The sequence below is a fragment of the Pseudoroseomonas sp. WGS1072 genome (genome assembly GCF_049340465.1).
GTDB lineage: Bacteria > Pseudomonadota > Alphaproteobacteria > Acetobacterales > Acetobacteraceae > Pseudoroseomonas.
In genome coordinates, this window is the sequence record NZ_JBMPSU010000001.1 from 180894 (window position 1) to 193126 (window position 12233).

General features: G+C 72.0%; 8 protein-coding genes and 1 tRNA gene. 5 read left to right on the forward strand and 4 right to left on the reverse strand.

Annotation, left to right across the window (positions count from 1 at the left end; translation table 11 throughout):
- The first annotated feature begins 2 nt into the window (after nucleotides 1-2).
- The gene (locus tag ACF3NH_RS00875; protein ID WP_422921529.1) at nucleotides 3-1418 is read left to right on the forward strand and encodes an amidase; all 1416 of its coding nucleotides are present in this window, start codon (nucleotides 3-5) and stop codon (nucleotides 1416-1418) included.
- A gap of 19 nt (nucleotides 1419-1437) precedes the next feature.
- On the opposite strand, the gene ACF3NH_RS00880 is transcribed toward ACF3NH_RS00875, so the two are convergent.
- Together ACF3NH_RS00880 and ACF3NH_RS00885 are read right to left on the reverse strand one after the other, a co-directional pair.
- Nucleotides 1438-3021: an ABC transporter substrate-binding protein gene (locus ACF3NH_RS00880; protein WP_422921530.1), complete on the reverse strand. Its 1584-nt coding sequence runs from the start codon at nucleotides 3019-3021 to the stop codon at nucleotides 1438-1440.
- Nucleotides 3022-3067: 46 nt separating this feature from the next.
- Nucleotides 3068-5371: a penicillin acylase family protein gene (locus tag ACF3NH_RS00885; RefSeq protein ID WP_422921531.1), complete on the reverse strand. Its 2304-nt coding sequence runs from the start codon at nucleotides 5369-5371 to the stop codon at nucleotides 3068-3070.
- A gap of 184 nt (nucleotides 5372-5555) precedes the next feature.
- Between ACF3NH_RS00885 and ACF3NH_RS00890 the strand changes: the two genes are divergently transcribed.
- The 3 genes from ACF3NH_RS00890 to ACF3NH_RS00900 all read left to right on the forward strand — a co-directional run bounded on the left by ACF3NH_RS00890 (nucleotide 5556) and on the right by ACF3NH_RS00900 (nucleotide 9818).
- Complete coding sequence (locus ACF3NH_RS00890) at nucleotides 5556-6269, forward strand: GntR family transcriptional regulator (RefSeq protein ID WP_422921532.1); 714 nt, start codon at nucleotides 5556-5558, stop codon at nucleotides 6267-6269.
- Between the two features lie 67 nt (nucleotides 6270-6336).
- A complete protein-coding gene (locus ACF3NH_RS00895) occupies nucleotides 6337-8505 on the forward strand; it encodes an alpha-ketoacid dehydrogenase subunit alpha/beta (protein ID WP_422921534.1) in 2169 nt (722 codons plus the stop codon).
- 65 nt (nucleotides 8506-8570) lie between these two features.
- Nucleotides 8571-9818, forward strand: a complete 1248-nt coding sequence (locus ACF3NH_RS00900) for an aminotransferase class III-fold pyridoxal phosphate-dependent enzyme (RefSeq protein WP_422921535.1) — start codon at nucleotides 8571-8573, stop codon at nucleotides 9816-9818.
- 18 nt (nucleotides 9819-9836) lie between these two features.
- Here the strand turns inward: ACF3NH_RS00900 and ACF3NH_RS00905 are convergent, their stop codons facing one another.
- Entirely contained in the window at nucleotides 9837-11405 is a 1569-nt protein-coding gene (locus ACF3NH_RS00905) for an ABC transporter substrate-binding protein (protein ID WP_422921536.1), read from the reverse strand.
- A 190-nt stretch (nucleotides 11406-11595) separates the two neighbouring features.
- On the opposite strand from ACF3NH_RS00905, the gene ACF3NH_RS00910 reads away from it, so the two are divergent.
- The gene (locus ACF3NH_RS00910) at nucleotides 11596-11793 is read left to right on the forward strand and encodes a hypothetical protein (protein ID WP_422921537.1); all 198 of its coding nucleotides are present in this window, start codon (nucleotides 11596-11598) and stop codon (nucleotides 11791-11793) included.
- Nucleotides 11794-12133: 340 nt separating this feature from the next.
- Here the strand turns inward: ACF3NH_RS00910 and ACF3NH_RS00915 are convergent.
- Nucleotides 12134-12210: transfer RNA gene (locus tag ACF3NH_RS00915), tRNA-Arg, on the reverse strand.
- Between the last annotated feature and the right edge of the window lie 23 nt (nucleotides 12211-12233).

Here is a 12233-nt window from a genome sequence, read left to right on the forward strand (position 1 = left end):
GCATGACGGAACTGAACTGGCTCCCGGCGGTGGAGATGGCGGCGCTGGTGCGCGGCAAGGCGGTCTCCCCGGTGGAGATCGCCCGGGCCGTGCTGGACCAGGTCGAGGCCTGCGAGCCGCGCATCAACGCCTTCAGCGAGCTTCTGCCGGAGCGCTTCCTGGCCGCCGCCCGGGAGGCCGAGCGCGCCGTCATGGCCGGCGAGGCCACCGGCCCGCTGCACGGCGTGCCGGTCACCATCAAGGACCTGACGGTGATGCGGGGGCTGCGCATGGGCAGCGGCTCGCTCACCCAGGAGGGCGTGGTGCCGGCCGAGGACGCGCCCGTCGTCACGCGGCTGCTGAACGCGGGGGCGATGCCGCTCGGCAGGACGACGACGCCGGAATTCGGCTGGACCGGCGTCAGCCGCAGCCCGCTGACCGGCGAGACGCACAATCCCTGGAGGCATGGCTACAACGCCGGCGCCTCCTCGGCCGGGGCGGGCGCGGCGGCGGCGGCGGGCTTCGGGCCGCTGCACCAGGGCAGCGACGGCGCGGGCTCGGTGCGGATGCCGGCGCATTTCTGCGGCATCTTCGGGATGAAGCCGAGCTTCGGGCGCGTGCCCTATTATCCGGTCAATGGCGGCGACTACGCCTCGCATGTCGGCCCGATGACCCGCACCGTCGCCGATGCGGCGCTGATGCTCTCGGTCATGGCCGGGCCGCATCCCTGGGACCACACCTCGCTCGAGGCGGCGCCGGCCGACTATTCCGGGCGGCTGCACGAGCCGCGCGCGGGCCTGCGCATCGCCTACAGCGCCGATCTCGGCCATGCCCGTGTCGATCCCGAGGTGGCGCGGCTGGCGCGCAAGGCGGCGGAGGATCTGGCCGCCGCCGCCGGCGCCGCGCTCGTCGAGGTGACGCCGGGCTGGGGCCCGCTCGGCCCCGAGATCGGCCGCTTCTTCTGGTCCTCGCACCTGACGCGGCTGGCGCCCCTGCTGCCCGACTGGGCGGCGCGCATGGACCCCGGCCTGGTCGCCTGCGTGAAGCAGGGGCTGACCCACAGCCTGTCCGAGTACCAGCGCATGCGCCCGCGCAAATACGCCTATGTCGCGCAGATCCACCGCTTTTTCGAGGAGGTGGACCTGCTGCTCACCCCCGCCGTCTCGGTGCCCGCCTTCCCGCTGCCGCGCCTGCGCCCCGCGGACTGGCCGGAGCATGCCTGGGACTGGCTGGCCTGGGCGGAGTTCTCCTATCCCTTCAACCTCTCCGGCAACCCGGCGGCGAGCCTGCCCTGCGGCTTCACCGCCGAGGGGCTGCCGGTCGGGCTGCAGGTCGTGGGGCGGCGCTTCGACGATCTGGGCGTGCTGCAGGCCTCCGCGCTGTTCGAGAAGGCGCGCCCCTGGGCCGACCGCCGGCCGCCCCTGGCGCGGCGGGAATGACCGGCGGCCCGGCCCAGGATCATCCCTTGCGGATGTTGTGGAAGATCGGGAAGCCGTTGAGCATGCCGGTGACAGCGGCGCGGAAGGCGGTGGGCTGAGTGAAGGCGCCCGTCGGCAGGTAGGGGATATCCTCGAAGGCCTGGCGTTGCAGCGCCTCGGCGAGGCGCTTCTGCTCCGCCGGGTCCTCCGCGTCCATGAACCGGTCGCGCAGCGCCTCGATCCTCGGCAGGTCCGGCCAGCCGTAGGTGCCCGCCCGTCCCGGCCCGCGCAGGTAGGATTGCGTGGCCGGGCTGGTGGCGATGATGCCGGGGATCGTGTTGCACCAGACGCTCCAGCCGCCCTGCTCCAGCGGGCCGCGATTGGTCAGCCGACCCGCGATCGTGCCCCAGTCGCCGGTCTGGTAGTCCAGGTTGACCCCGCTGCGGCGCAACATGTCGCCGGCGATCTCGCTCATGGCGTTCAACCGGGCATTGTCCGTGGGCACGACGAAGACGACCCGCTCGCCGCGGTAGCCGGCGGCCTCCAGGTTGCGCTTCACCCGCTCGTGGTCCGGCGCCCCGTCCATCGCCTCCAGCCCCGCCTCCGTCGCCAGCGGGCTGCCGGGCAGGAAGAAGCCGCAGCGATCGGTCCAGAGAGCCCGGTCCTCGCCCATCACGGCGGTCATGTAGTCGGCCTGCCGGATGCCGGGCAGGAAGGCGCGGCGGATGGCCGGATTGTCGAAGGGCGGCTGGAGGTGGTTGAAGCGGATCATGGACATCGAGCCGGTCCTGTCCTTCACTTCCAGCCGGATGTTGCGGTTGCGCCGCAGCAGCGGCAGCAGGTCGGGCGTCGGCTGTTCCCACCAGTCCACCTCGCCCTGCTGCAGGGCGGCCGCCGCCGTCGAGGCGTCGGGCAGCGTGTGCCATTCCACCCGGTCGAGATGGGCGCGCTTGCCGCCGGCGAGGAAGCTCGGCGGCTCGTCGCGCGGCACATAGCCCTCGAACCGCTCATAGGCCGCCCGCACCCCGGCCATGCGGTCCGCCGCGACCCAGCGGAACGGGCCGCTGCCGACGATCTCCGTCACCTGTGTCGAGGGCGGGTTGCGGGCGAGGCGCTCCTGCATCACCGGGCAGAAGGAGGAGGGCTTGGCCAGGGCGGCGGCGAGCAGGGGAAAGGGTCGGCGCAGCCGGATGTCGAACACCCGGTCCGAGACGACGACCATCTCCTCCGTGATGGCGCGGATGTTCTGGCCCAGCACATCCGCCTGGCTCCAGCGCGCGATGCTGGCGATGGCATCGGCCGCGCGGATCGGCGTGCCGTCGTGGAAGGTGATGCCCTCGCGCAGCGTGATGCGCCAGCGCCGCCCCTCATCCTCGATGACATGGCCCGCCGCGAGCTGCGGGCGCGGCTCGTAGGATTCGTCGAGACCGTAGAGCTGGTCATAGACCATCATGGCATGGTTGCGCGTGACGAGCGCCGTGTTGAAGACCGGGTCCAGCAGGGCCAGGTCCGCCTGGGGCACGAAGCGGAGCAGGCTCCGCGCGCCGGCCGTCCCCTGGGCCCGGACGACCGAGGGCGCGGCCAGCACCGCGGCCGAGAGGGCCAGCATCTCGCGACGTTTCATGTCTCGTTCTCCCGAGCGTTCGTCATGCGGGGCAGCCGGGCGCCATTCACGGCCGCAGCACCTGGCGCGACCGCGCCGCCTGGCGGACGGAATCCCACCCGTAGAGCATCGGCACCATGCGGGCCGCCGCCCAGTCGGCATGCTGATCGGCGTAGTGCGGGCTGCCCGGACGGCCGGAGACACCATGGAACACCACCCACCGGCTGTTGTCCCAGTCCCCGACATCGAAGACGTAGCGCGCCAGCGCGCCGTATCCGGCGGCCGGGCCGGAAGCGGCCAGCAGGCCGTTCGCCAGCACCGTGTCGTTGTCGCCGCCGATCGGCAGGGCGGGCGGGTCCAGCAGCGCCGCCGCCGCGGGGAAGAGGGCGGAGAGGGGATGCGCGAAGCGCGGCCGATGCGTCTCGCCCCAGGGCTGCTCCGCGGCGCCCGCCACCTCGCGAAGCGCGGCGCCGATCGCCTCCTCCCAGCGCCATCCATCGAGCAGCGCGGCGTCATTCCGTCGCAGCAGGTTCGGCAGCGTCCACCAGAGCTGGTTCATCGGCGCGACGCCCGGCGCCACCGCCAGCCAGGGATGGCCCCCGGCGCCGCCGAGGCCGCTGCGCTCGGCCAGGATGCGCGTCAGGGCCCGACGCAGCGCGACATAGTCGGTGGGTGCCGTGGCGTCGGCGCTCATCCGTCCGTCCCAGGCCAGCAGGCGCTGCCGCAAGGCCTCCGCCTCGCCTTCGAGCGGCGCCAGCGCGGCCAGCCGCTCGCGGAACAGCAGCGCGTTGGGCGAGAGCGTGTCGCCATGGATCGCCGCCGCGTCCTCCGGCCCGAAGCCCGGCGTCCCGCGCAGCCGTTCCAGGATGCGCGCCGCGCGGTAGGGCGGATGGCAGTCGGTGCAGAGATAGTCCGGGTGGTCATCGGCCACCACGCGGTTGTTGGCGGTGACGATCAGGCCCTCCTCCGGGTCGATCGCCCGCGGCATGTCGTCATGCGCGATCCAGCCGCGCCAGGCGTGCTCCCCCGTCCATCCCGGCATCGGCAGCCAGCCGCTCTGCCGCCCCCGGCGCGGCACGCGCGCGCGCACCAGGTGGCCGATATGCCCTTCCGTGTCGGCGGCGACCAGGTTGTGGTCGATCAGCCCCCAGCCGCGTGTCGCCTCGAACAGGTCCTCGACATTCGTGGCGCGCGTCATGCGCGGCAGGCAGTCGAAGGAGAGGTCCGTCTCCGCGAACTGCACCGAGCGCAGCGAGAGGGCCGTGCCGTGGCGCGCATCGCCCGCGATCACCGGGCCGTTCGGTGTCTCCACCACCTCGAAGCGGCGGGGCGCCTCGCCGCGCACCGCGATCGTCTCCTCGCGCCGGCGGGCGGGAACCCACTCGCCCGCCTGCATCACCCGCGCGCCATCCGCCTCGAAGCGTTCGAGGAAGACATCGTGGATGTCCATGAAGGCATGCGTCACGCAATAGGCGACGCGCCCGTTCTGCGCGAAGTGCGGGAAGCCCGGCACGCCCGGCACGGTCAGCCCGATCATGTCGAAGGCGTCGCAGGCCACGTGGTGCTGCGCGTACATGTTCGGGATCTCGAAGACCCGGTGCGGGTCGCCGGCCAGCACCGGCCGCCCGGTGCCGCTGCGGGCGGGGCCCACCGCCCAGTTGTTGCTGCCCCCGCCGGTCTCGTCCCCCTGCAGGCCGAGCGACTCCAGCAGCGCGCGGATGGCCGGCGCCAGCACCTCCAGCTCGGCCTCGAAGCGCGCCGCCTCCGCCCCGGGAGGGATGCAGAGCAGGTCGCGCCCGCCATCGTCGTAGCGCAGCGCCCCGACACGCGCCGCGCCCACCACCGGCAGCGCCGCCGCGCGCCAGAGCTTGAACCAGACGGAGCCCATCAACAGGCCCAGCCGCCGCATCACCGCGATGCTGTGCCAGCCTTCCCAGGGTTCCGGCCGCGCCTCCAGCAGCGCGTATTCCACCGGCAGCGGCGCGTCCGAGGCGAGGAAGGCGTTCACGCCGGCGGCGTAGGATTCCAGCATCGCCCGCGCCGCCTCCCCCAGCGCCGCGTGGTCGCGCCGGCAGGCGGCTTCCATCCCCAGCCGGCGGACCAGGATATCCGCCTCCGCGGCACCGGGCCCGAGCCATTCGGCCGCCCGCCCCAGCGCGCGCCGCCGTGTCAGCTCCATCTGGAACAGGCGGTCCTGCGCGTGCACGAAGCCGAGGGCGAACCAGGCATCGCCGGTCGGGCCGGCGCGCAGATGCGGAATGCCATGGGCGTCGCGCAGGATCTCCACCGGCGCAGCCAGTCCCGGCACCTCCAGCACGCCCTCGAGCGGCGGCAGCGCCGCCCGCAGCCTGCGCGCGTCCACGACATCCATGTCCATTCTTCCCTGTTCGGGGGAGTTTGGAACCGACTTGCGGCCGTTGTCGATATATCAAATACTATGTTTCGACAGCATCGCCTCGCCGATGGCGCGAAGGTCGCCGGAGCGCCATAAGGCGCGCGGAAGCCGGGACGGGGGAACGGCCGGCGCGGCGATGGAAGACAGGACCATGAAGACCATGCCCGAAGCGACGAACGTGCTCGATTTCGTCGCCCCGGTCGGCCGGGAGAACCTGGCCGGCCGCGTCTACGAGGAGCTGCGCACGGCCCTGTTCGAGGGCCGCATGCGTCCCGGCCAGCGCCTGAAGATCCGCGACCTGGCCGCCGCCATGCAGGTGTCCGAGACGCCGGTGCGGGAGGCGGTGGTGCAGCTCGCCCGCGAGCGCGCGCTGCGCCTGGAGGCGGCCCGCTCCATCACCGTGGCCGGTCTCAGCCTGCAGCAGTATCTCGAGCTCCGCACCATCCGCCTGGAGCTTGAGGGCTTGGCCGCCGAGGCCGCCGCGCTCCGCATCACCCCGGGCGACCTCGGGACGCTGGAGCGCGCCCATGCCGCCCTGGCCGCGGCCGAGGCGGCGGAGGAGGCCACCGCCGCCAACCGCGCCAACTGGGCCTTCCACCACACCCTCTACGCCGCCGCCGCCATGCCGGAGCTGCTGTCGCTGATCGAGAGCATCTGGCTGCGCAACGGCCCGATGCACGCCTTCCTCTACCCCGAGGCGCGGCCGACCTATCCGGGCCGCCACCGGCACCTCGACATCATCGAGGGCCTGCGCGCGCGCGACCCCGAGGCGACCCGCGCCGCCCTCCGCGCGGACCTGATGGAGGGCGGCGCCAACCTCGTCGCACTTCTCGGCCGCCAGGAACGCGACGCCGCCTGGACGGCCCCGCCCTGAGCCCGGGGCGAACAGGGCCCCCGCCAACACGACGCCGTCCGGGCGCCAGAGAGGAACAGGTCCGATCATGCAGCGCATCCCCATCGCCACCGACACCCCCTGGTTCCGGCTGGAGGTCGACGATGCGGACTGGGCGGCGCAGGATCCCGCCGCCCTCGCCCGCTGGATGGAACAGCTCCTGCTCATCCGCCGCTTCGAGGAGAAGATCCTGGAGCTGCACGGCCAGGGGCTCGTCCATGGCCCGGCGCATGCCTCGATCGGCCAGGAGGCCGGCGCGGTCGGCGCCATGTCGGTGCTCGGCACAGGGGACAAGCTGAACGGCACGCACCGCGCGCATCACCAGATCCTGGCGAAGCTGGTCAACAGCGCCCTGCCCGATGGCTACGATCCGCGCCGCGACGCGCCCGTGGCGCCGGCGGGCGACCTCGTCCGCCGCGCCATGGCGGAGATCATGGGCCTCGCGGAAGGCTTCTGCGGCGGGCGTGGCGGCTCCATGCACATGCGCTGGGCCCCCGCCGGCATCGTCGGCACCAGCGCCATCATCGGCGGCAACCTGCCCCATGCCGTGGGCTACGGCCTGGCCGACAAGGTGCTGGGGCGCGAGCAGGTCTCCGTCGCCTTCTTCGGGGATGGCACGCTGATGGCCGGCCAGTCGATGGAGGCCATCAACCTCGCCGCGCTCTACAACCTTCCCGTCATCTTCTTCCTGGAGAACAATTTCTACGCCGTCTCCACCCATGTGCGGGAGCAGACGCGGGAGACGCGGCTGACCACGCGCGGCGCCATGTTCGGCGTGCCCTCGGTGGAATGCGACGGGATGGACCTCGTCGCCGTGCGTCGTGCGATGCAATGGGCGGTGCGGACCATCCGCGAGACCGGCGGCCCCGTCTTTGTCGAGGCCATCCTCTACCGCTTCCTGCACCAGAGCGGCCCGCTGCTGGGCAGCCAGCTTGGCTATCGCGGCAGGGAGGAGGAGGCGGCGTGGCAGGCCCGCGACCCGCTCGCGACCATGCCCGCCCGGCTGAAGGCCCTGGGCGTGCTGGACGAGGCCGGGCTTGCCGCCCTCGATGCGCGCGCGACCCGCATGGTGGCGGAGGCCGCCGCGGCGCTGACCGAGGTGCCGCGCGACTCCAACACCCTTCAGATCCGCGCCGGCGCCTTCCCCGGCACGGCCGAGATCGAGAAGGGCATCCGGGGCGACCTCTCCGAACTGGCCGGCGCGCGCGTGCTGGAGGCGGCCTCCGTGCCGGCCGGGGCGCGGGCGGAGATGAAGTATATCGACGCCATCGCCGCCACCCTGCTGCGCAACATGGAGCGGGACCCGCGCATCGTCGTCATCGGCGAGGATGTGCACCGGCTGCGCGGCGGCGTCTCGGGCTCCACGCGCGGCGTGATGGAACGCTTCCCCGAACGCGTCTTCCCCACGCCGATCTGCGAGAACGGCTTCACCGGCATGGCGCTCGGCGCCGCCGTCTGCGGGTTGCGTCCGGTGGTGGACATCATGTTCGGCGATTTCTGCATCGTCGCGGCCGACCAGATGTTCAACGGCATCGGCAAGTTCTCGCACATGTTCGGCGGCGGCTTCGGCGTGCCGGTGGTGGTGCGCGCCCGCGTCTCGCCGCAGGCGGGCTATGGCTCGCAGCACTCGATGGACCCCTCGGCCCTCTTCGCGCTCTACCCGGCCTGGCGGATCGTCTCGCCCTCCACCCCGCACGACTACATCGGCCTGATGAACGCGGCGCTCCGCTGCGACGACCCGGTGCTGGTGATCGAGCATCAGGACCTGTTCCAGACCACCGGCCCGGTGCCGAAGGACGACCTGGACTACATCGTCCCGCTCGGCCGCGCCCGCACCGCGCGCCCGGGCCGCGCCTGCACCGTGCTCACCTATTCCACCATGGTGCCGGCCAGCCTCCGGGCCGCCGAGGCGGCGGGCGTGGACGCCGAGATCCTCGATCTCCGCAGCCTCGATCCCGGCGGGCTCGACTGGCCCGCCATCGAGGCCAGCATCCGCCGCACCAACCGCGTGCTGATCGCCGAGCAGACGGCGCGCGGCACCAGCCATGGCGCGCGCATCGCGCAGGAGATCCAGGAGCGCTGCTTCGACTGGCTGGACACGGAGATCCTGCGCGTCACCGGCGGCACGGCCGCCCCCGTCGTCTCGCGCCCGCTCAATCTCGCGGCGCTGGGGGATGCCGCCGGCATCGAGGCCGCGTTGCGGCGGTTGACGGCGTGAGGGGCCCTTCCCGCCCAGCATGGAAATATGATATATCAAAGTAAACGCAGCCAAGGATCCTTCCCATGTCGCAGGCTCTCCTCCCCGCGAAGCCGGGCGCCATCCCGCCGGACGATGCCCTGCGTGCCCGCGCCCGCGCCGTCATTCCCGGCGGCCTCTGGGGCCATCTGAACGCGGCCAGGCTGCCCGAGGGATATCCGCAATACTTCGCCTCGGCCGAGGGCTGCCGCCTGCGGGATGTCAACGGGCGCGAGTACATCGACTTCATGTGCGCCTGGGGTCCCGTGGTTGTCGGCCACCGCCATCCCGCCGTGGAGGCCGCCGCGCGTCGCCAGGCCGGGCAGGGCGACTGTATGAACGGCCCCGCCCCGGTGCTGGTCGAGCTGGCGGAGCTGCTGGTCGTCACCGTCGCCCATGCCGACTGGGCGCTCCTGGCCAAGAACGGCACCGACGCCACCACGGCCTGCGTCACCATCGCCCGCGCCGCAACCGGCCGGCGCAAGGTGCTGGTCGCCCGCGGCTCCTATCATGGCGCGGTGCCCTGGTGCTCCCCCTCGCTGGCCGGGGTCACGGCGGAGGACCGCGCCCATATCCTGCCCTTCGACTACAACGACACCGCCAGCCTGGAAGCCGCCGCGGAGGCCGCGAAAGGCGATCTGGCCGCGGTGATCGTCACGGCGTTCCGCCATGATTTCGGTCGCCACCAGGAACTGCCCACGCCTGAATTCGCGCGCCACCTCCGCGCGCTGTGCGACGCGACCGGCGCCGCCCTCATCCTGGACGACGTGCGCGCCGGCTTCCGCATCGATCTCGGCGGCTCCTGGGAGCCGCTCGGCGTCCGCCCCGACCTTTCCGCCTTCAGCAAGGCCATCGCCAACGGCCATCCGCTCGCCGCCGTCACCGGGCGGGACCGCTTCCGCCAGGCCGCGACCGAGGTCTACACCACCGGCTCCTTCTGGTGCGGCGCCGTGCCCATGGCGGCCGCCGTGGCCACCATCCAGGAGTTGCGCCGCCTCGACGGCCCGGCCCACATGCGCGCCATGGGCGAGCGCCTGCGCGCGGGGCTCGACGCCCTGTCGCGCCGGTACCGGCTGCCCGTCCGCCAGACCGGGCCGGCGCAGATGCCGCTGATGATCTTCGACAACGATCCGGACTGGGCGAAGGGCGACGCCTTCTGCGCCACGGCCCTGCGGCACGGGGCCTACTTCCACCCCCGCCACAACATGTTCCTCTCCTGCGCGCACACGGAAGAGGATATCGACCGCGCGCTGGAGGCGGCGGAGGCCGGGTTCCAGGCGGTGGCCCGCGGCTAGCCGGCGGGCCAGCGCGCCCTACAGCTCCACCTGCCAGAACAGCGGGAAGCTCGACTGGATCAGGTTCCGCAACCGCGCGCGGTATCCGGCCGGACGCGAGAACTGGCCCCACATCACGCTCGGCACCAGCTCGTAGGCGACCCGCTGGATGCGCTCGGCCACCCCGCGGCGCGCCGCCGCATCGGGCGCGCGCGCGAAGTCCGCCAGCAGGGCGGTGATCCGCGCGTCGCAGCTCCGGCCGGGATAGTCGGAGCAGTTGTTCGCCACGTAGAAGTGGTTCAGCGGCGACATCATGTCCACGCCATTGGCATAGACCGGGAACAGGCTCCAGCCATCCGGCCGGGCGCGGCGCGCCAGCACCGTGCCCCAGTCCATCACCTGCTCGTCCACCACGAAGCCGGCCTGCTTCATGTTCTCGGCCAGCACATGCCCGGCGGTCTGCGAGATCGAGCCGGAGACCTCCAGCATGACCACCGGCTCGCCCTTGTAGCCGGTGCGCGCCAGCTCCGCCTTCGCGGCCCGGACATCGAAGCGCGCGACCTCCGCGCCGGCGGCGGTCTCCAGCGGCGCGTCGCACATCCAGAAGGAGGGGCAGTTCTCCACCCGGAAGCGCGGCGGAATGCCGATGGCGCCCAGGATCTCCTTCTGGTCGACGAGCTTCCACATCACCCGCCGCACGGCGGGATCGGCGAAGGGGCCGCTCGCATGGTTCAGGCGGAAATTGCCCTGGAACATGTCAATGCCCTTCAGCTCCATCAGCCGCAGGTCGCGGTTGCGGCCGAGCAGGTCGAGGAAGTCGAAGGGCAGGTACTGCATGTAGTCGATCTCGCCGGCGATGAGCGCGTTCACCCCGGTGGTGTCATCGGGCATGGTCTTCAGCACCAGCTCGTCGATCCTCACCGCCTTGCCGCCGGCCAGGAAGTCCGCCGGCTCGGCCCGCGGGACGTAGCGCGCGTTCCGCCGCAGCACCATCCGGTCGCCCGTGCGCCACTGGTCGCGCGCGAAGGTGAAGGGGCCGGAGCCGATGATCTCGGTGATGCGCGCATCGCCGGCGGGGAGGATGCGGGCGGGCATGATGAAGGGCACCGGGGCGTTCGGCTTGCCCAGCACCTCCAGCATCAGCGGAAACGGCTCCTTCAGGGCGATGCTGAAGCTGCGCGCATCCTCGACCCGCATCGTCCGCATCGCCGCCAGCAGCATGCGCCCGAGGCTGTCGCGCGAGGCCCATCGGCGCAGGGAGGCGACGCAGTCCTCGGCCGTCACCGGCGCGCCGTCGTGGAAGGCCAGGCCGTCGCGCAGGGTGAAGCGCCATTCCAGCCCGTCGGCCGAGACGGTGTGGCCCTCCGCCATCTGCGGCCGGACCGTGCCGCCGGAATCCTGGGCGAAGAGCGTGTCGAAGACATGATAGCCGAAGCTGCGCGTGATCGCGGCCGTGGTCGCATGGGGATCGAGGACCACCACCTCGGATTCCAGCATCACCGTGATGGAACCGGCGGCGCGCGCCGGGCGCGGCGCGGCGAGAAGCGCCGGCATGGCGACGGCGCCCGCCCGGAGAAGACCGCGGCGCGTGGTGCTCAGCTCGAACATGGACATCCCCCTGTCTGCCGGGGCGGTTCCTGACGGCCCCGGTGCCTCTGCGCTCATCCTAGGCCATAGATGTCCTCTTGCAACATATGATATATCATTGAGGAGCCGACAGTCCGGACCTCTGCCTAGGCCCGGCCTCCGGGTGCCCTCAGTCCGGCTCTGGCAGGGTCGGCGCGTCGGTGAGGCGGTCGTGGATCGCCAGCAGCGCCTTAAGCGGATCGGTCTCCTTGCCCGCCGGCGCCGTGGCCGCGCCCTTGGTCGTCCAATAGACGGCATCCTCGACCCAGCGGATCAGCGCCGCCGCGTCGCCGGAGAGCTTGTCGCGCTGGTCATAGGCCTCGGCGTTGATCGCACCCAGCAGGGCGGCGGCATCTCCGCAACGGCGTGATCGAGGTGCGGCAGGTCAAGCGGGAAGCCCGCTGCAGGTCCCCATGCATCCGGCCCTGGCGGTCGAGCTGGCCCATGTGCCATCCGACCGGATCACCTTCCTGATACGACAGGACAGCGGCGCGACGCCTGGCAGAGGCCGCAGCGGCCATCCATCAGATCGCGGCCATCACCGGCCATCGCACATTGTCGGAGGTGGAAAGATACACGCGGGCGGCGGAACAGCCGCGCCTGGTCCAGGCCGCCATGGCCCGAATGGAGAACGGCGGCTTGCAAACCAAATCCACCGAAACTCGCAAACCGGAAGAAACCGGCACTGAATCAGTATTTCGGGGAATTTCTGGCGCGCCCGAGAGGATTCGAACCCCTAACCTCCAGATCCGTAGTCTAGCGCTCTATCCAGTTGAGCTACGGGCGCTGGCCAGTGGCGGGGGAATAACC

What these genes read in the sequence shown, in the direction of transcription:
- ACF3NH_RS00885 (WP_422921531.1), bottom strand. Translation starts at nt 5,371, where the DNA reads ATGGATGTCGTGGACGCGCGCAGGCTGCGGGCGGCGCTGCCGCCGCTC.
- ACF3NH_RS00890 (WP_422921532.1), top strand. Translation starts at nt 5,556, where the DNA reads ATGCCCGAAGCGACGAACGTGCTCGATTTCGTCGCCCCGGTCGGCCGG.
- ACF3NH_RS00880 (WP_422921530.1), bottom strand. Translation starts at nt 3,021, where the DNA reads ATGAAACGTCGCGAGATGCTGGCCCTCTCGGCCGCGGTGCTGGCCGCG.
- ACF3NH_RS00900 (WP_422921535.1), top strand. Translation starts at nt 8,571, where the DNA reads ATGTCGCAGGCTCTCCTCCCCGCGAAGCCGGGCGCCATCCCGCCGGAC.
- ACF3NH_RS00875 (WP_422921529.1), top strand. Translation starts at nt 3, where the DNA reads ATGACGGAACTGAACTGGCTCCCGGCGGTGGAGATGGCGGCGCTGGTG.
- ACF3NH_RS00895 (WP_422921534.1), top strand. Translation starts at nt 6,337, where the DNA reads ATGCAGCGCATCCCCATCGCCACCGACACCCCCTGGTTCCGGCTGGAG.
- ACF3NH_RS00905 (WP_422921536.1), bottom strand. Translation starts at nt 11,405, where the DNA reads ATGTTCGAGCTGAGCACCACGCGCCGCGGTCTTCTCCGGGCGGGCGCC.